The following is an 18,249-nucleotide window of genomic DNA, read 5'->3' on the forward strand; positions in this document are numbered from 1 at the left end:
CTGCCGAAGCCGAACCATGACCGAACCCGCGCTGCTGCCCCGCCCGCAACTCCGCCGCCTGCTGCGCAAGGCGCGCCGCGCACTGACGCCAGGCGAACAACGCCAGGCAGCCAAAGGCCTGTTCCGCCAATTGGCCCAGGACCCGCACTTTCGCCGGGCAAAACATATCTCTCTGTATTTACCCACCGACGGTGAAATCGATCCGCGCCTGCTCCTGCGCGAAGCCCAGCGTCGCGGCAAGGCAACTTATCTGCCGGTACTCAGCGCGTGGCCACGAACGAAAATGGTCTTCCAGCGTATTCGTCCTGGCGAAAAGCTGACCCCCAATCGTTTCCGCATCCTCGAGCCCCGGGCCAATCTGGCTCGGCAACGCAAGGTCTGGGCGCTGGATCTGGTGCTGTTGCCGCTGGTAGGGTTTGACGATGTCGGCGGGCGCCTGGGCATGGGCGGCGGATTTTATGATCGCAGCCTCGCCTATCTGGCCCGGCGCAAGAACTGGCGCAAGCCGACGCTGCTGGGCCTGGCCCATGAGTGTCAGAAGGTCGAACGTCTGGCGCAGGCGAGCTGGGATGTCCCGTTACAAGGCACGGTCACCGACAAGGCGTGGTATTTCGCAGAGTAGACGCCGCATGGAACAGCGGCGTCGAAGAGACAGGTTCAGCGTTTGAAAGCGGTCGACTGTTGCACCTGTTGCGCCACTTCAATCGGCGCGTCGGTCTTGTTCGCCCACAGGCTCTGCGCGTAACCGGTGGTTACCACGCCCAGGCCAAACAAAATTACCAAAGTCCATAGCAAATCCGGTTTGCGTTTCATCGATTGCCCCCCTCAAGGCACATCATCACGATGACAGCAGCGGTTTCCGTTCGTAGGCCGTGCAGCAGCGTCAAGCTTTAAAGGCCGGCATTTTGCGGCAACGTGAACCTGTGCGCAAACGCTGACGTCAACCGACTGTCGGTTTGTCATAAAATTGCCCGACAACCTGCCCAATGACCGCTTCAGGAGCACACCACATGGCCTACTGGCTGATGAAATCAGAGCCCGACGAACTCTCGATCAAGGGTCTGGAAAAGCTCGGCAAGGCGCGCTGGGACGGGGTTCGCAACTATCAGGCGCGCAATTTCCTGCGGGCGATGGCGGTCGGTGACGAGTTCTTTTTCTACCATTCCAGCTGCCCCGAGCCGGGGATTGCCGGGATTGGCAAAATTATCCAAGCAGCGTATCCCGATCCGACGGCGCTGGAGCCGCAGAGCCATTACTTCGATCCGAAGGCCACAGCGCAGAAGAATGCCTGGAGCGCCATCGACGTGGCGCACGTCGAAACCTTTGCGCGAGTCTTGAAGCTCGACTACCTGAAACAGCAGACCGCGCTGGCAGAAATGCCACTGGTGCAGAAAGGCTCGCGGTTGTCGGTGATGCCGGTGACGACGGAGCAGTGGGCGGCAGTTATCGCGCTCAAACCCTGATTCATTTTTGCCTGATAAATAGCTTTCGCGAGCAGGCTCGCTCCCACAGTGGATTGGTGGTGATGCACATTTTTGCATTCACCGAATAACCCTGTGGGAGCGAGCCTGCTCGCGAAGGGGCCTGCCCGGACAGCGAATGACTTACTGAATGATCAGGTTGTTGAACAACAGATCCTCAACAACAGGCTTGCCGGTCTCGTCATTCATGACCTGCTGGGTCTGCTTCAACGCTTCCTGACGCAGCTTTTCCTTGCCCTCGATGCTGCCCATCGCCTCGGTCGACTGCTGAGTGAACAACGCCACCAGCTGATTGCGGATCAGCGGCTCGTTGGCCTTGACCAGTTTGGTCGCCTCCTCACCAGTCACACGCAATGCCACATCGGCTTTGTAGACCTTGAGCTTGGCGGTGCCGTCGAGGCCATAGTTGCCGACGAACGGCGGGCTCAGGGTGATGTAATTGACCTTCGGCGCCTCACCTTCTTTGGCTTCTTCGGCCAGTGCTGCCACAGGCAGAGACAGGGCCAGCAACAACATGATCCACGCTTTCACAATTCGCTCCTTATCCGGTTTGCGGCCTAGCATAACGACCCGCCGCGCAAGCACAAGCTTATGGCTGACTATCAGGGCCGGGCATGCTCGTTGACCCGTTGATTCACACACCTACACTTATCGGCCATCACTCCCAAAGGAATAGCCCTGATGAAAGCCGTGCTGTGCAAAGCCTTCGGCCCTGCCGAATCGCTGGTGCTGGAAGACGTCGCCAGTCCTGTCGCGAAGAAGAATGAAATCCTGCTGGACGTGCACGCTGCCGGAGTCAATTTCCCGGACACGCTGATCATCGAGGGCAAATACCAGTTCAAACCGCCCTTCCCGTTTTCGCCAGGCGGTGAAGCGGCGGGCGTGGTGCGCGAAGTCGGGGAAAAGGTCAGCCATCTGAAAGTCGGCGACCGGGTCATGGCCCTGACTGGCTGGGGCAGTTTTGCCGAGCAGGTGGCGGTGCCGGGCTACAACGTCCTGCCGATTCCGCCGTCGATGGATTTCAACATCGCCGCTGCATTCAGCATGACCTACGGCACCTCGATGCACGCGCTCAAGCAACGCGCCAACCTGCAACCGGGCGAAACCCTGCTGGTGCTCGGCGCATCGGGCGGCGTCGGCCTCGCCGCCGTGGAGATTGGCAAAGCCATGGGTGCCCGCGTGATCGCCGCCGCCAGCAGCGCCGAGAAACTCGCGGTGGCCAAGGCTGCCGGCGCCGATGAGCTGATCAATTACAGCGAAGCCAGCCTCAAGGAGGAGATCAAACGCCTCACCGACGGCCAGGGCGCCGACGTGATCTACGATCCGGTCGGCGGCGACCTGTTCGACCAGGCCATCCGCGCCATCGCCTGGAACGGCCGCCTGCTGGTGGTCGGCTTCGCCAGCGGACGCATCCCGGAACTGCCGGTCAACCTCGCCCTGCTCAAAGGCGCAGCGGTGCTCGGCGTGTTCTGGGGCTCCTTTGCCCAGCGCCAACCCCAGGACAACGCAGCCAACTTCCAGCAGCTGTTCAGCTGGTTTGCCGAGGGCAAACTCAAACCGCTGGTGTCGCAGGTGTATCCGCTGAGCAATGCCGCGCAGGCAATCGATGATCTCGGTCAGCGCAAGGCTGTGGGCAAGGTTGTCGTTCAGGTTCGTTAACAACATGGAGCGATCCGGAGCAACCATCCGGATCGCTTTGGCGTTGAGGTCTGCCTCTCCCATGCGCAAAACCGCAGAAACCCACCCGAGCCACCATTCCCTCAGCGCCGCGTACTTGTCTCAGAGCGACATGTTCATAAAGGAACGTTCATCTGCCCAAATTTCCGCTGTTTTGCCGACGTGAAGCGATGCTATTTTCGGTAACGAAACTGTAACATTCGCATCCGCAGTCAAAACAAGAAAACTGGAGCTCTTGAATGTTTGCTTTCTTTCGTCCTGCCGCACATCAGGCTCCATTGCCTGAAGAAAAAATAGACAGCACCTACCGCCGCCTGCGCTGGCAGATCTTCGCCGGTATCTTTATCGGCTACGCCGGTTACTACCTGCTGCGCAAGAACTTCTCCCTGGCCATGCCGTACCTGATCGACGAAGGCTACAGCCGTGGCGACCTTGGTCTGGCAATGTCGGCGATCGCTATTGCTTACGGCCTGTCGAAGTTCCTCATGGGCCTGGTGTCCGACCGTTCCAACCCGCGCTTCTTCCTGCCGTTCGGTCTGCTGGTCTCGGCCGGGGTGATGTTCATTTTCGGTTTCGCGCCGTGGGCAACGTCCAGCGTGACGATGATGTTCATTCTCCTGTTCATCAACGGCTGGGCGCAGGGCATGGGCTGGCCGCCGAGCGGGCGGACCATGGTGCACTGGTGGTCGCAGAAGGAACGCGGTGGCGTGGTGTCGGTGTGGAACGTGGCGCATAACGTCGGCGGCGGTCTGATCGGCCCGCTGTTCCTGATCGGCATGGGTCTGTTCAACGACTGGCACGCGGCGTTCTACGTACCGGCAGCGGTCGCGCTGGGCGTGGCGGTGTTCGCCTTCATCACCATGCGTGACACCCCGCAATCGGTCGGCCTGCCGCCGATCGAGCAGTACAAGAACGACTACCCGGAAGGCTACGACGCCAGCCACGAAGACGAATTCAGCGCCAAGGAAATCTTCGTCAAATACGTGCTGCGCAACAAAATGCTCTGGTACATCGCTCTGGCCAACGTCTTCGTCTACTTGCTGCGCTACGGCGTGCTGGACTGGGCGCCGACGTACCTGAAGGAAGCCAAGGGCTTCACCGTGGATAAGACCTCGTGGGCCTATTTCTTCTACGAGTGGGCAGGCATCCCGGGCACGCTGCTGTGCGGCTGGATGTCAGACAAGATCTTCCGTGGCAACCGTGGTTTGACCGGCATGGTGTTCATGGCCCTGGTGACTGTTGCGACCCTGGTTTACTGGCTCAATCCGGCCGGCAATCCGATGGTCGACATGATCGCCCTGCTGTCGATCGGCTTCCTGATCTACGGCCCGGTGATGCTGATCGGCCTGCAAGCGCTGGAACTGGCGCCGAAGAAAGCCGCCGGTACTGCAGCGGGCTTCACCGGTCTGTTCGGTTATCTGGGGGGTTCGGTCGCGGCCAGTGCGGCGATGGGCTACACCGTTGACCACTTCGGCTGGGATGGCGGTTTCGTGCTGCTGGTCGGCGCTTGCCTGCTGGCGATGGCCTTCCTTGCGCCAACGCTGTGGCACAAGCAAGTCGCCAGTCAGAGCCGTGAAGCGGTCGCCTGATCGCTGTGTGATTTACAGCGCTTGAGCCGCGCCTCCAGATTTCGATCCGGCATGGCGTGGCTGCGCAGGGCGTGCGCGGTCTGCTCGACATAATCGCGAGTGGTGCCGTACCGCCCGCTGGCGCTGGCGAACACCTGGCTGAGCACATGATCCGGCAAGTTGCCGGCATAGCTCGGCAGGTGGCGCTCCAGAACGAATCCCAAAGCCTGCACCTGAGTGCCATCTTCGAGCCGGCAATTGAGCCAGTGCGGGCGATACGAGGGAAACGGCATCTCACGTTTCCACAGGGCATACAGCGCGGTATCGAGATTGTCTTCCGGCAAGCGGTAGGCAAAACCGCTGCATGAACCGCCGCGATCCAGACCGAACACCAGACCGGGCATTTCCGGGGTACCCCGATGCTCGTGGGACCACAGGTACAAGCCGCGATGATAGCCATGCACGCGACCGCGCATGCGCTCGACCGCCGTGCATTCCGGCCGCCAGATCAGCGAACCATAGGCGAACAGCCACACCGGCCCGCCCTTGTGGCGTGCCATGGTCGATTGCATGGAAGCGAGAAGTTGTTCGTGCGTCAGCTGCGGCCCAAGATCGAGCCGCGGAGGGTAAGCCAGGTTCAGAATTGCGTTTTCAATGGCGCTCATGGCGAATAGCGTTCAGCTCCCCGCGGGTGAAGAATTACTTAATAGAACGCACCGTTGTAACAATAAGGCACATATGTTTTAAGGCAAATTAAGTGCCACTGATTAATTGCCTGATTCATATATAACCTAGCGATATTTACTGTTTAGGGTAAATACCGATCGGCTATATACCAAGTTATAAGTCTCAGGAGCGCGGCGCGTAGGCGAACACATCAGCGCGCATCTGATGCGCATCCATCCCCGCCTCGACCAGCGCGTCCAGCGTGCCGTAAACCATCGCCGGCGAACCGCTGGCATAGACATGCAGCGGCTTCAGATCGGGGAAATCCTCGCAAACCGCTTCGTGCAACATCCCGCAGCGCCCTTCCCAGCCGCACTGGTCGCTGACCACTTTGTGCAGGAACAGATTGGGCAGCTTCAGCCATTCGTCCCAGTGCTCGATCTGATAAAAGTCTTCTGGACGGCGTACGCCCCAATACAGATGCACTGGATGCTTGAAGCCTTCGGCGCGGCAATGTTCGATCAGGCTGTGAATCTGGCCCATGCCGGTGCCGGCGGCGATCAACACCAGCGGACCGTCGGGTAGTTCCGCAAGATGTGTGTCACCGAACGGCAACTCGACACGCACCAGCGGGTTGCGTTGCAGCTGCTCGATCAGGCTCAACGCACTGGTTTCGCGCGCCAGCACATGGATTTCCAGATCACGTCCGCCGTGGGGCGCCGAAGCCATGGAGAACGCCGATTTCTCGCCGTTCTCACGCTCGATCATCAAATATTGCCCGGCGTGATAGCGCGGCGGCTTGCCCGCCGGTGCACGCAGACGCACGCGCCAGGTATCGCCGCCGACCTCGCGGCACTCAATGACCTGACACGACAGGCTGCGCACCGGCAATTCACCGAGTGCGAGCACGCCATCCCACAACAGCACGCAGTCTTCCAGCGGTGCGGCGATGCAGGTGTAGAACTCGCCATGGTCGTGGACTTTGCCGGCCTGCTCGACGCGGCCCTCGACCAGCAGCGCTGCACACACGTGGCAATTGCCGTTGCGACAGCTTTGCGGGCAGTCATAGCCCAGACGCCGCGCGCCGTCGAGAATCCGCTCACCGGGCTGTATCTCGAGCACTGCTCCGGAAGGCTGCAGGGTTACACGCATCAATCTATTCCTAACTGATTCCAGATGGCATCGATCCGTTGGGTGACGGCGTCGTCCTTGACGATTACGCGGCCCCACTCGCGGGTGGTTTCGCCCGGCCACTTGTGGGTGGCATCCAGGCCCATTTTCGAGCCCAGGCCGGAAATCGGCGAAGCGAAGTCGAGGTAGTCGATCGGCGTGTTGTCGATCATCACTGTGTCGCGCTTGGGGTCCATGCGCGTGGTGATGGCCCAGATCACGTCGTTCCAGTCGCGGGCGTTGATATCGTCGTCAGTGACGATAACGAACTTGGTGTACATGAACTGTCGCAAAAACGACCAGACACCGAGCATCACGCGCTTGGCATGCCCCGGATACGACTTCTTCATCGTCACCACGGCCATGCGGTACGAGCAGCCTTCCGGCGGCAGGTAGAAGTCAGTGATCTCCGGGAACTGCTTCTGCAGAATCGGTACGAACACTTCGTTCAGCGCCACGCCGAGAATCGCCGGCTCATCCGGCGGACGGCCGGTGTAGGTGCTGTGATAGATCGGCTTGATCCGGTGGGTGATGCGCTCGACGGTCAACACCGGGAAGCTGTCGACTTCGTTGTAGTAACCGGTGTGGTCGCCATACGGGCCTTCGTCGGCCATTTCGCCCGGATGAATCACGCCTTCAAGGATGATTTCGGCGGTGGCCGGCACTTGCAGATCGTTGCCACGGCACTTGACCAGTTCGGTACGGTTGCCGCGCAAGAGCCCTGCGAAAGCATATTCGGAAAGGCTGTCCGGCACTGGCGTCACGGCACCGAGAATCGTTGCCGGATCGGCGCCAAGGGCTACGGACACCGGGAACGGCTGGCCCGGGTGCTTCTCGCACCACTCGCGGAAGTCGAGAGCGCCGCCACGATGGCTGAGCCAGCGCATGATCACCTTGTTGCGGCCGATCACTTGCTGGCGGTAGATACCGAGGTTCTGGCGTTCCTTGTTCGGGCCTTTGGTGACCGTCAGGCCCCAAGTGATCAGCGGACCGACGTCGCCGGGCCAGCAGGTCTGCACCGGCAACATCGCCAGATCGACATCGTCGCCTTCGATGACCACTTCCTGGCATACCGCGTCTTTGACGACTTTCGGCGCCATCGAAATGATCTTGCGGAAGATCGGCAGTTTCGACCACGCGTCCTTCAAGCCCTTCGGCGGCTCCGGCTCCTTGAGGAAGGCCAGCAGCTTGCCGATTTCGCGCAGCTCGCTGACCGACTCGGCGCCCATGCCCATGGCCACGCGCTCGGGGGTGCCGAACAGGTTGCCGAGCACCGGAATGTCGTAACCGGTGGGCTTCTCGAACAACAGTGCCGGGCCTTTGGCCCGCAACGTGCGATCGCACACCTCAGTCATCTCCAGCACCGGCGAGACGGGAATCTGGATGCGTTTCAACTCTCCGCGCTGCTCAAGCTGCTGCACGAAATCCCGAAGATCCTTGAATTTCATTGACGATGGCACCCTCAAAATAGGCGTACATCCTACCTGCTCTGAGGGGCAAACAGCAGCCCGTCATTGCTCGATTGTGGCCCCCGCGCTGCGGCGAAGGCGCAGGCCTCGAACTCGGGAGTGCGCTGCCGACGCCGCAATATCGGCCCATCAACAGATATCCGTGACGGGCGCGAGATTTTTCGGGGCAAAAAAAAACGCCCCCTCTCGGGAGCGTCCTTTGTTGAAACGCCAGCGTATTACTTGCGTTTCATCGACAAGAAGAACTCGTCGTTGGTCTTGGTCGTTTTCAGCTTGTCGACCAGGAACTCGATGGCGGCGACTTCGTCCATCGGGTGCAGCAGCTTGCGCAGAATCCACATGCGCTGCAGTTCGTCGTCGGCGGTCAGCAACTCTTCGCGGCGGGTGCCGGAGCGGTTGATGTTGATGGCCGGGAACACACGCTTCTCGGCGATCTTGCGATCCAGAGGCAGTTCCATGTTGCCGGTACCCTTGAACTCTTCGTAGATCACTTCGTCCATCTTCGAGCCGGTTTCAACCAGCGCGGTGGCGATAATGGTCAGCGAGCCGCCTTCTTCGATGTTACGCGCGGCACCGAAGAAACGCTTCGGCTTCTCCAGGGCGTGGGCATCGACACCACCGGTCAATACCTTGCCGGAGCTCGGGATCACGGTGTTGTAGGCACGGGCCAGACGGGTGATGGAGTCGAGCAGGATCACCACGTCTTTCTTGTGTTCGACCAGACGCTTGGCCTTCTCGATCACCATTTCAGCAACCTGCACGTGACGGGTCGGCGGCTCGTCGAAGGTCGAGGCAACCACTTCGCCGCGCACGGTGCGCTGCATTTCGGTCACTTCTTCCGGACGCTCGTCGATCAACAGCACGATCAGGTGAACTTCAGGATTGTTACGGGCGATGTTCGCTGCGATGTTCTGCAGCATGATCGTTTTACCGGCTTTCGGCGGTGCGACGATCAGACCACGCTGGCCTTTGCCGATCGGTGCACACAGGTCGATCACGCGACCGGTGAGGTCTTCGGTGGAACCGTTGCCGGCTTCCATCTTCATGCGCACCGTCGGGAACAGCGGCGTCAGGTTCTCGAAGAGAATCTTGTTTTTCGCGTTCTCCGGACGATCGAAGTTGATCGTGTCGACCTTGAGCAGGGCGAAATACCGCTCGCCTTCCTTCGGAGGGCGGATCTTGCCAACGATGGTGTCACCGGTGCGCAAGTTGAAGCGGCGGATCTGGCTCGGCGAGACGTAGATGTCGTCAGGGCCGGCGAGGTAGGAAGCGTCTGCGGAGCGCAGGAAGCCGAAGCCGTCCTGGAGAATCTCCAGCACGCCATCACCGGAGATTTCCTCGCCGCTTTTCGCGTGCTTTTTCAGCAGGGAGAAAATCACGTCCTGCTTGCGCGAACGGGCCATATTTTCTATGCCCATCTGTTCGGCCAATTCGAGCAGTTCGGTAATCGGCTTTTGCTTGAGTTCAGTCAGATTCATATAGGAATGACGTAATCATTTATGGAGGGGGGGAAATTAAGCTTTTGGCTTAATGAGGCCGCGCCGCGGAGAAGGCGACAGGATCGCGAACTAATTCGAAAAGGAGTGCGTCGGCGACGGCTAGCAGGGGGCATTGGAGAAACCAGTGCGGGGCCGAATGTACCACCTGAGTTTCGGAGCGTCTAGCCCTGAATACGCAAAAAGCCCCGCGATTTGCGGGGCTTTTTTTCAGCGTTTTACTGCGACGCTCAGATGTTGGCGTCGAGGAAAGCCGCCAGCTGCGACTTCGACAGTGCGCCGACCTTGGTCGCTTCAACGTTGCCGTTCTTGAACAGCATCAGCGTCGGGATACCACGCACGCCATGCTTGGCCGGGGTTTCCTGGTTTTCGTCGATGTTCAGTTTGGCGACGGTCAGCTTGCCTTTGTAAGTCTCGGCAATCTCGTCCAGAACCGGTGCGATCATTTTGCAAGGGCCGCACCATTCAGCCCAGTAGTCGACCAGGACAGCGCCTTCGGCCTTGAGTACGTCGGCTTCGAAGCTAGCGTCGCTAACGTGTTTGATCAGATCGCTGCTCATGGAATTCTCCAGGTTGTAAGCAAAAAAACGTGGCCCATCATAGCCGCCCTTCCCTTGTTCAGGAAGCCGCAGATGATTGAGTGTTGCTATGGCCCTTGATGAGTTTGGGTATAGCTCAAGTCACGCCGTGGCGGGAGCGATGAAGGCGATTCCAGTGCGCAGGGCGGCGTTGCGCACGTGTTCCTGCATGGCTTTCTGCGCCGCCGCCGAGGCGCGGCGCGCCAGTGCGCGGAGGATCTTGCGGTGTTCCTGCCAGGTTTCCATGGCGCGCTCGGCGCGGATGAACGGCAGTTTCTGGCTCTCGAGGAAGATCTCGGCGCTGGCGGTGAGAATGCTCAGCATCGCCTGATTACCGCTGGCAAGAAGGATGCGTCGGTGGAATTCGAAGTCGAGTTTCGCCGCTGCCTCAAAGTCGCCGAGCTTCAATTGCTCGCGCATGGCCGCAACGTTGTCTTCCAGCGCATCCAGATCGAACGTGCTCAACGTCACCGCCGCCAGCCCTGCTGCAAACCCTTCGAGCGCATAGCGCAATTGAAAGATATCCAGCGGCGATGCCTGCGCCGCAAACGACCAGCCTGGCGCGTTGTCGCCGCGCGACAATTCGACCGGCGACTGCACGAACACGCCCTTGCCCGGCTGAATGCTGACCACGCCCAGTGCACTGAGCGACGACAGCGCTTCACGCAACGATGCCCGACTGACGCCCAGTTGCAGCGCCAGATCCCGTTGCGAAGGCAACGCGTCGCCGGCACCGAAGCCCTGTTCGGTGATCAGTTTGCGGATCGCTTGCAGCGCCACTTCGGGTACGGCGCGGGAGATCGAATTCATGATGTGCGGACGCGTCAGGGCCAAGGTGCGGCTAGTTGTAAAGCTATTCGTCGAGTCCGGCAAGTCGTGCCCCAGCGGGGTTCGGCACTTGCAGCCGATGCGCCATCGCAGTGCGAAAACCGAGTTAACTGTTCAGACCAGTAAGACCGAACGAAGCCGCTGCTACTGCGGCCTGCCGGGGCGAAATCCGCCTGTTGGCACGGCCCATGCTCTGTCCGATCGCAGCAACCACTTCCCGCCGATCCGGAGATTGTCCATGACCCAGCGTTACAGCGCCCTCCTCGCTTCCCTGTTTGCCGGCCTGCTGCTGTGCCAGGCCCCCGCTCACGCCGACGGTCTGGACGACGTGGTCAAACGCGGCACGCTGAAAGTCGCCGTGCCCCAGGACTTCCCGCCGTTCGGCTCGGTCGGCCCGGACATGAAGCCGCGCGGCCTGGATATCGACACGGCGAAGCTGCTCGCTGACCAACTCAAGGTCAAACTCGAACTGACCCCGGTCAACAGCACCAACCGCATCCCGTTCCTCACCACCGGCAAAGTCGATCTGGTGATCTCCAGCCTCGGCAAAAACGCCGAGCGTGAGAAAGTCATCGACTTCTCCCGCGCCTATGCGCCGTTCTACCTCGCCGTGTTCGGTCCGCCAGACGCCGCGATCACCAGCCTCGACGACCTCAAGGGCAAGACCATCAGCGTAACCCGGGGCGCCATCGAAGACATCGAGCTGAGCAAAGTCGCCCCCGAAGGCGTGACCATCAAACGTTTCGAAGACAACAACTCGACCATCGCTGCTTATCTGGCAGGCCAGGTCGATCTGATCGCCAGCGGCAACGTGGTGATGGTGGCCATCAGCGAGAAGAACCCCAAGCGCGTGCCGGCGCTGAAGGTGAAGCTCAAGGATTCGCCGGTCTACGTCGGTGTGAACAAGAACGAAGCGGCGTTGCTGACCAAGGTCAACGACATCCTCAACACCGCCAAGGCTGACGGCGCGCTGGAAAAGAACTCGCAGACCTGGCTGAAAGAGCCGCTGCCGGCCGATCTCTGATCGACTGCGCGGGAGACCTTCATGGCTTATCAGTTCGATTTTTTGCCGGTGGTGGAAAACACCGACCTGCTGCTGCGCGGCGCTTTGTTCACGCTGGAGCTGACCGCCATCGGCGCGCTGCTCGGGGTCGGCGTCGGGATTGTCGGGGCGCTGGTGCGGGCGTGGCAGATCCGCCCGTTCTCGGCGATCTTCGGCGTCTACGTCGAGTTGATCCGCAACACGCCGTTTCTGGTGCAACTGTTCTTCATCTTCTTCGGCCTGCCATCACTCGGCGTGCAGATTTCCGAATGGCAGGCGGCGGTGCTGGCGATGGTGATCAACCTTGGCGCCTATTCGACCGAGATCATCCGCGCCGGCATCCAGGCGATTCCGCGCGGGCAGCTGGAAGCGGCAGCGGCACTGGCGATGACCCGCTTCGAAGCGTTCCGCCACGTCGTCCTGCTGCCGGCGCTGGGCAAGGTCTGGCCGGCGCTGAGCAGCCAGATCATCATTGTCATGCTCGGTTCGGCGGTGTGTTCGCAGATCGCCACGGAAGAATTGAGCTTCGCCGCCAACTTCATTCAGTCACGCAACTTCCGCGCCTTTGAAACCTACGCGCTGACCACCCTGATCTACCTGTGCATGGCGCTGCTGATCCGCCAATTGCTCAACTGGTTCGGCCGGCGGTTCATTGCGAGGAGCAGCCAATGAGCGATTTCACTTTCTGGGACATCCTGCGCAACCTGCTCACCGGCCTGCAATGGACCCTGGCGCTGTCACTGGTGGCGTTCATTGGCGGCGGCCTCGTCGGCCTGCTGATTCTGGTGATGCGCATCTCCAAGAACACGCTATCAAGCAGCATCGCCCGCACCTGGATCGAGCTGTTTCAGGGCACGCCACTGTTGATGCAACTGTTTCTGGTGTTCTTCGGCGTGGCGCTGGCCGGCATCGAGATTTCACCGTGGATGGCCGCCGCGATCGCTTTGACCTTATTCACCAGCGCCTACCTGGCGGAGATCTGGCGCGGCTGCGTCGAGGCCATTCCCCACGGTCAGTGGGAAGCCTCGTCGAGCCTGGCGCTCAATCCGCTCGAGCAGCTGCGCTACGTGATTCTGCCGCAAGCGCTGCGCATCGCCGTGGCGCCGACCGTGGGCTTCTCGGTGCAAGTGGTCAAAGGCACAGCGGTGACCTCGATCATCGGCTTCACCGAACTGACCAAGACCGGCGGCATGCTCGCCAACGCCACGTTCGAACCGTTCATGGTCTACGGCCTCGTCGCCCTCGGCTACTTCCTGCTCTGCTACCCCTTGTCCCTCAGTGCGCGCTACCTGGAAAGGAGACTGCATGCCTCTGCTTAGAATTTCCGCCCTGCATAAATACTACGGCGATCACCACGTGCTCAAAGGCATCGACCTCAGCGTCGAGGAAGGCCAGGTCGTGGCGATCATCGGCCGCAGCGGCTCGGGCAAATCGACCCTGTTGCGCACGCTCAACGGCCTGGAATCGATCAACGATGGCGTGATCGAAGTCGACGGCGAATACCTCGACGCCGCCCGCGCTGATCTGCGCAGCCTGCGGCAGAAGGTCGGCATGGTCTTCCAGCAGTTCAACCTGTTCCCGCACCTGACCGTCGGCGAAAACGTCATGCTCGCGCCGCAAGTGGTGCAGAAAGTACCCAAGGCCAAGGCAGCCGAACTGGCGCGCGAAATGCTCGAGCGAGTCGGGCTCGGGGAGAAATTCGATGCCTTCCCGGACCGTTTGTCCGGTGGTCAGCAGCAACGGGTGGCGATCGCCCGGGCTTTGGCGATGTCGCCGAAGGTGCTGCTGTGCGATGAAATCACCTCGGCGCTGGACCCTGAGCTGGTCAATGAAGTGCTCAGCGTGGTGCGGCAATTGGCCAAGGAAGGCATGACGCTGATCATGGTCACCCACGAGATGCGCTTTGCCCGGGAAGTCGGCGACAAACTGGTGTTCATGCACCATGGCAAGGTGCATGAGGTGGGCGATCCAAAGGTGTTGTTTGCCAATCCGCAGACGGCGGAGCTGGCGAACTTTATTGGCACGGTGGAAGCGACAGCCTGAAGCAGCCTCATCCTGATCATTCCCACGCACCGCGTTGATCGTTCCCACGCTCCGCGTGGGAATGCAGCCAGGGACGCTCCGCGTCCCAAAAGCGGACGCAGAGCGTCCGGTGAGGCACTCCCACGCGGAGCGTGGGAACGATCAGGTTCGGGGTGCGCGCTCCGGCGGTTTGAGCCATGCGCGTTGGCGCCAGCGTTTGATCGTGGCACGATGTCGGGGTTATCGACCGAGACCCCCTGACCATGCCGCAATCCCAAGCCAAGAATCTGTCCCTGATCGCCGCAATCGACCTGGGCTCCAACAGCTTTCACATGGTCGTGGCCAAGGCCCAGAACGGCGAAATCCGCATCCTCGAGCGCCTCGGCGAGAAGGTGCAACTGGCCGCCGGCATCGACGACGCGCGCCAGCTCAACGAAGAATCGATGCAGCGCGGCCTCGATTGCCTCAAGCGCTTTGCCCAACTGATCAACGGTATGCCGCTCGGCGCCGTGCGCATCGTCGGCACCAACGCCCTGCGTGAAGCGCGCAATCGTGGCGAATTCATCCGCCGCGCCGAAGAAATCCTCGGCCACACGGTAGAAGTCATTTCCGGCCGTGAAGAAGCGCGCCTGATCTATCTCGGCGTTTCGCACACGCTCGCTGACACCCCAGGCAAACGTTTGGTCGCCGACATCGGCGGCGGCAGCACCGAATTCATCATCGGCCAGCGCTTCGAGCCGTTGCTGCGCGAAAGCCTGCAAATGGGCTGCGTGAGTTTCACCCAGCGCTACTTCAAGGACGGCAAGATCACCCCGGCGCGCTACGCCCAGGCCTACACGGCGGCGCGCCTGGAAATCATGAGCATCGAGCACGCCCTGCATCGCCTGACCTGGGATGAAGCCATCGGCTCCTCCGGTACGATTCGCGCCATCGGACTGGCCCTGAAGGCCGGCGGCCACGGCAGCGGCGAGGTCAACGCCGAAGGCCTGGCGTGGCTCAAGCGCAAGCTGTTCAAGCTCGGCGACGCCGACAAGATCGATTTCGAAGGCATCAAGCCTGACCGCCGCGCGATCTTCCCGGCTGGCCTGGCGATTCTCGAAGCGATCTTCGACGCCCTTGAACTGCAACGCATGGACCATTGCGAAGGCGCGCTGCGTGAAGGCGTGCTCTACGACCTGCTCGGCCGTCATCACCATGAAGACGTGCGCGAACGCACCCTGACCTCGCTGATGGAGCGCTATCACGTCGACCTGGAACAGGCAGCGCGGGTCGAGCGCAAGGCCCTGCACGCCTTCGATCAGGTCGCCGTGGACTGGGAACTGGATGACGGCATCTGGCGCGAACTGCTCGGCTGGGCGGCGAAAGTCCACGAAGTCGGCCTCGACATCGCTCACTATCACTACCACAAGCATGGCGCCTACCTGATCGAACACTCCGATCTGGCCGGCTTCTCGCGAGAAGACCAGCAGATGCTCGCGCTATTGGTGCGCGGGCATCGGCGCAATATTCCCAAGGACAAATTCGCCGAATTCGGCGATGACGGCATCAAACTGATTCGCCTGTGCGTGCTGCTGCGGTTTGCGATTCTGTTCCATCACATTCGCGGGACCCAGGCGATGCCACAGGTGGCGCTGCATGCCAATGGCGATCATCTCGACGTGGAATTCCCGGAGAACTGGCTGGATGAAAATCAGCTGACCCAGGCGGATTTCGGCCTGGAAGCGGATTGGCTGACGCGGGTTGGAATTGTCCTCACGGTGCACTGAGTAACTGGCTGGCACAAAAAAGGCGATCCGTTAGGATCGCCTTTTTATTGGGTTTGGCTTGAGAGCGGCGGTGTAGCTCTCCCCTCACCCCAGCCCTCTCCCGAGGGAGAGGGAGCCGATTTGTACTAGCGTTGAGGCCAGAGTTCGATCAGGTATTTCAGGTCAGTGTATGACGCAAGACACCTCGGTCAGTCCCCTCTCCCTCCGGGAGAGGGTTAGGGTGAGGGGCTTTTGACCTTCGGCACTTAACTGCTGACAGGCAATATCGGGCTGCCCAGCCGCTCCAGCAACGTCGCCTGCGCACTGCGCGGGTTCTGGTTGCCAGTGGGTGTGTTGCGGATGTAGCGGCCGTCTGACTGCAGGCTCCAGCTGTGGGTGTTGTCGGTCAGGTACAGCTCCAGCTCCTTCTTGACGCGGGTCAGCAGCTTCTTGCCTTCCACCGGGAAGCAGGTCTCGACGCGCTTGTCGAGGTTGCGCTCCATCCAGTCAGCGCTGGAGAGGAACATCTGCTCGTCGCCGCCGTTGAGGAAGTAGAACACCCGCGTGTGCTCGAGGAAGCGGCCAATGATCGAGCGCACATGAATGTTGTGCGAGACCCCGGCGATGCCCGGACGCAGGCAGCACATGCCGCGCACCACCAGATCGATGCGCACGCCGGACTGGCTGGCCTTGTACAGCGCGCGGATGATCTTCGGATCGGTCAGCGAGTTGAACTTGGCGATGATGTGCGCCGGTTTGCCTTCGAGGGCGAACTGGGTTTCGCGGGCAATCATGTCGAGCATGCCCTTCTTCAGGGTGAACGGCGCATGCAGCAGCTTTTTCATGCGCAGCGTCTTGCCCATGCCGATCAACTGGCTGAACAGTTTGCCGACGTCCTCGCACAAAGCGTCGTCGGAGGTCAGCAGGCTGTAGTCGGTGTAAAGCTTGGCGTTACCGGCGTGGTAGTTGCCGGTACCGAGATGCGCATAACGGACGATTTCGCCAGCCTCACGGCGCAGGATCAGCATCATCTTGGCGTGGGTCTTGAAGCCGACCACGCCGTAGATCACCACTGCGCCCGCCGCTTGCAGACGGCTGGCCAGCTGCAGGTTGGATTCTTCGTCGAAGCGCGCGCGCAGCTCGATCACCGCAGTGACTTCCTTGCCGTTACGCGCGGCGTCGACCAGCGCATCGACGATTTCTGAGTTGGCGCCGGAGCGGTACAGGGTCTGGCGAACCGCGAGCACGTGCGGGTCTTTCGCGGCCTGACGCAGCAGGTCGACCACCGGCGTGAACGACTCGAACGGGTGCAGCAGGAGGATGTCCTGCTTGCTGACCACGCTGAAAATGTTTTCGCTGTTCTGCAGCAGTTTTGGGATCTGCGGGGTGAACGGCGTGTATTGCAGCTCTGGATGGCTGTCCAGACCAGTGATGCTGAACAGGCGCGTCAGGTTGACCGGGCCGTTGACCTGATACAGCTCGGTCTCGCTCAGGTTGAACTGCTTGAGCAGGTAGTCCGAGAGGTGTTTCGGGCAGGTGTCGGCAACTTCCAGACGCACCGCGTCACCGTAGCGCCGCGAGAACAACTCGCCACGCAGGGCGCGGGCCAGGTCTTCGACGTCTTCGGAGTCGAGCGCCAGGTCGGCGTTTCGGGTCAGACGGAACTGGTAGCAGCCTTTGACCTTCATGCCCTGGAACAGGTCATCGGCGTGGGCGTGGATCATCGACGACAGGAATACATAGTTGTCGCCAGCGCCGCCGACTTCTTCCGGGACCTTGATGATCCGCGGCAGCAGACGTGGCGCCGGAATGATCGCCAGACCGGAGTCGCGACCGAAGGCGTCGATGCCTTCGAGCTCGACGATGAAGTTCAGACTCTTGTTCACCAGCAGCGGGAACGGGTGCGTCGGGTCGAGGCCGATCGGGGTGATGATCGGCGCGATCTCGTCGCGGAAATAGCGGCGTACCCAAGTCTTGAGCTTGGTTGTCCAGTTGCGCCGACGGATGAAGCGCACCTGATGCTTTTCCAGCTCGGGCAGGAGGATGTCGTTGAGGATCGCGTACTGGCGGTCAACGTGACCGTGAACCAGTTCGCTGATCCGCGCCAGCGCCTGATGCGGCTGCAAGCCGTCAGCGCCGGCCTGTTCGCGGGCAAAAGTGATCTGCTTTTTCAGCCCGGCGACGCGGATCTCGAAGAATTCGTCGAGGTTGCTGGAGAAGATCAGCAGGAACTTCAGACGCTCCAGCAACGGGTAGGACTCGTCCAGCGCCTGTTCCAGCACGCGGATGTTGAACTGCAATTGCGAAAGCTCGCGGTGGATGTACAGGCTGCTGTCATCCAGGCCGGGAATGGCGATCGCCGGCACCGCCACAGCGGTTTCGGCAACCGGCGCGGGTGGCGCAGGCTCCAGTTCCGGCGGGGTTTCGGTGATTTGCTCGACCACCGGCTGAGCTTCTTTTACGGCAACTTCAGTGAGTCCTTCGGTATTCATGGAATGTTCCTGGGA

The 18,249-nt window shown here is 60.9% G+C and carries 18 protein-coding genes; 9 read left to right on the top strand and 9 right to left on the bottom strand.

From position 1 onward, the window contains the following. Nucleotides 1-16: 16 nt before the first annotated feature. The gene (locus ACZ9BE_RS23270; RefSeq protein ID WP_024014742.1) at nt 17-622 is read left to right on the top strand and encodes a 5-formyltetrahydrofolate cyclo-ligase; all 606 of its coding nucleotides are present in this window, start codon (nt 17-19) and stop codon (nt 620-622) included. A gap of 35 nt (nt 623-657) precedes the next feature. Here the strand turns inward: ACZ9BE_RS23270 and ACZ9BE_RS23275 are convergent, their stop codons facing one another. Next, nucleotides 658-813 (bottom strand): hypothetical protein, encoded by a 156-nt coding sequence (locus ACZ9BE_RS23275; RefSeq protein ID WP_024014743.1) that lies wholly within the window; start codon nt 811-813, stop codon nt 658-660. Nucleotides 814-1,010: 197 nt separating this feature from the next. On the opposite strand from ACZ9BE_RS23275, the gene ACZ9BE_RS23280 reads away from it, so the two are divergent. Continuing rightward, complete coding sequence (locus ACZ9BE_RS23280) at nt 1,011-1,463, top strand: EVE domain-containing protein (protein WP_252868452.1); 453 nt, start codon at nt 1,011-1,013, stop codon at nt 1,461-1,463. A gap of 141 nt (nt 1,464-1,604) precedes the next feature. Here ACZ9BE_RS23280 and ACZ9BE_RS23285 read toward each other — a convergent pair whose 3' ends face one another. Then, nucleotides 1,605-2,012 carry a flagellar basal body-associated protein FliL gene (locus ACZ9BE_RS23285; RefSeq protein WP_056791694.1) on the bottom strand — a complete coding sequence of 136 codons (408 nt, stop codon included), beginning with the start codon at nt 2,010-2,012 and terminating at the stop codon, nt 1,605-1,607. A gap of 150 nt (nt 2,013-2,162) precedes the next feature. Here ACZ9BE_RS23285 and ACZ9BE_RS23290 point away from each other — a divergent pair, with 150 nt between their 5' ends. Together ACZ9BE_RS23290 and glpT are read left to right on the top strand one after the other, a co-directional pair. Then, nucleotides 2,163-3,140: an NADPH:quinone oxidoreductase family protein gene (locus tag ACZ9BE_RS23290; RefSeq protein ID WP_041476901.1), complete on the top strand. Its 978-nt coding sequence runs from the start codon at nt 2,163-2,165 to the stop codon at nt 3,138-3,140. 257 nt (nt 3,141-3,397) lie between these two features. Further along, a complete protein-coding gene (gene glpT / locus ACZ9BE_RS23295) occupies nt 3,398-4,747 on the top strand; it encodes a glycerol-3-phosphate transporter (RefSeq protein ID WP_024014747.1) in 1,350 nt (449 codons plus the stop codon). Here the strand turns inward: glpT and ACZ9BE_RS23300 are convergent. The 6 genes from ACZ9BE_RS23300 to ACZ9BE_RS23325 form a co-directional block, all read right to left on the bottom strand. Then, nucleotides 4,723-5,391 carry a gamma-glutamylcyclotransferase gene (locus ACZ9BE_RS23300; protein ID WP_024014748.1) on the bottom strand — a complete coding sequence of 223 codons (669 nt, stop codon included), beginning with the start codon at nt 5,389-5,391 and terminating at the stop codon, nt 4,723-4,725. The genes glpT and ACZ9BE_RS23300 overlap by 25 nt on opposite strands. A 184-nt stretch (nt 5,392-5,575) precedes the next feature. Next, nucleotides 5,576-6,544 carry a CDP-6-deoxy-delta-3,4-glucoseen reductase gene (locus ACZ9BE_RS23305; RefSeq protein WP_056791686.1) on the bottom strand — a complete coding sequence of 323 codons (969 nt, stop codon included), beginning with the start codon at nt 6,542-6,544 and terminating at the stop codon, nt 5,576-5,578. Further along, on the bottom strand, nt 6,544-8,010 hold the full coding sequence (gene ubiD / locus ACZ9BE_RS23310; RefSeq protein ID WP_150637074.1) for a 4-hydroxy-3-polyprenylbenzoate decarboxylase: 1,467 nt from the start codon (nt 8,008-8,010) through the stop codon (nt 6,544-6,546). Before ubiD ends, ACZ9BE_RS23305 begins: the two co-directional genes overlap by 1 nt. Nucleotides 8,011-8,249: 239 nt before the next feature. Then, nucleotides 8,250-9,509, bottom strand: coding sequence for a transcription termination factor Rho (gene rho, locus ACZ9BE_RS23315; RefSeq protein WP_003229334.1), 1,260 nt, complete (start codon nt 9,507-9,509; stop codon nt 8,250-8,252). A gap of 248 nt (nt 9,510-9,757) precedes the next feature. After that, nucleotides 9,758-10,087 (bottom strand): thioredoxin TrxA, encoded by a 330-nt coding sequence (gene trxA / locus ACZ9BE_RS23320; RefSeq protein WP_003206727.1) that lies wholly within the window; start codon nt 10,085-10,087, stop codon nt 9,758-9,760. A 120-nt stretch (nt 10,088-10,207) separates the two neighbouring features. After that, entirely contained in the window at nt 10,208-10,915 is a 708-nt protein-coding gene (locus ACZ9BE_RS23325; RefSeq protein WP_056791723.1) for a FadR/GntR family transcriptional regulator, read from the bottom strand. 256 nt (nt 10,916-11,171) lie between these two features. Here ACZ9BE_RS23325 and ACZ9BE_RS23330 point away from each other — a divergent pair, with 256 nt between their 5' ends. The 5 genes from ACZ9BE_RS23330 to ppx all read left to right on the top strand — a co-directional run bounded on the left by ACZ9BE_RS23330 (nt 11,172) and on the right by ppx (nt 15,763). After that, nucleotides 11,172-11,957: a transporter substrate-binding domain-containing protein gene (locus tag ACZ9BE_RS23330; RefSeq protein WP_076564506.1), complete on the top strand. Its 786-nt coding sequence runs from the start codon at nt 11,172-11,174 to the stop codon at nt 11,955-11,957. 21 nt (nt 11,958-11,978) lie between these two features. Beyond that, complete coding sequence (locus ACZ9BE_RS23335) at nt 11,979-12,647, top strand: amino acid ABC transporter permease (RefSeq protein ID WP_122612308.1); 669 nt, start codon at nt 11,979-11,981, stop codon at nt 12,645-12,647. Continuing rightward, the gene (locus ACZ9BE_RS23340; protein ID WP_122705602.1) at nt 12,644-13,294 is read left to right on the top strand and encodes an amino acid ABC transporter permease; all 651 of its coding nucleotides are present in this window, start codon (nt 12,644-12,646) and stop codon (nt 13,292-13,294) included. Before ACZ9BE_RS23335 ends, ACZ9BE_RS23340 begins: the two co-directional genes overlap by 4 nt. Continuing rightward, a complete protein-coding gene (locus ACZ9BE_RS23345) occupies nt 13,281-14,018 on the top strand; it encodes an amino acid ABC transporter ATP-binding protein (protein WP_007911148.1) in 738 nt (245 codons plus the stop codon). Before ACZ9BE_RS23340 ends, ACZ9BE_RS23345 begins: the two co-directional genes overlap by 14 nt. Before the next feature lie 242 nt (nt 14,019-14,260). Then, complete coding sequence (gene ppx, locus ACZ9BE_RS23350) at nt 14,261-15,763, top strand: exopolyphosphatase (protein ID WP_041476907.1); 1,503 nt, start codon at nt 14,261-14,263, stop codon at nt 15,761-15,763. Between the two features lie 245 nt (nt 15,764-16,008). Here the strand turns inward: ppx and ppk1 are convergent, their stop codons facing one another. Continuing rightward, entirely contained in the window at nt 16,009-18,234 is a 2,226-nt protein-coding gene (gene ppk1 / locus ACZ9BE_RS23355) for a polyphosphate kinase 1 (RefSeq protein WP_016772619.1), read from the bottom strand. Nucleotides 18,235-18,249: the final 15 nt, after the last annotated feature.

The sequence above is a fragment of the Pseudomonas sp. TE9122 genome (genome assembly GCF_056278925.1).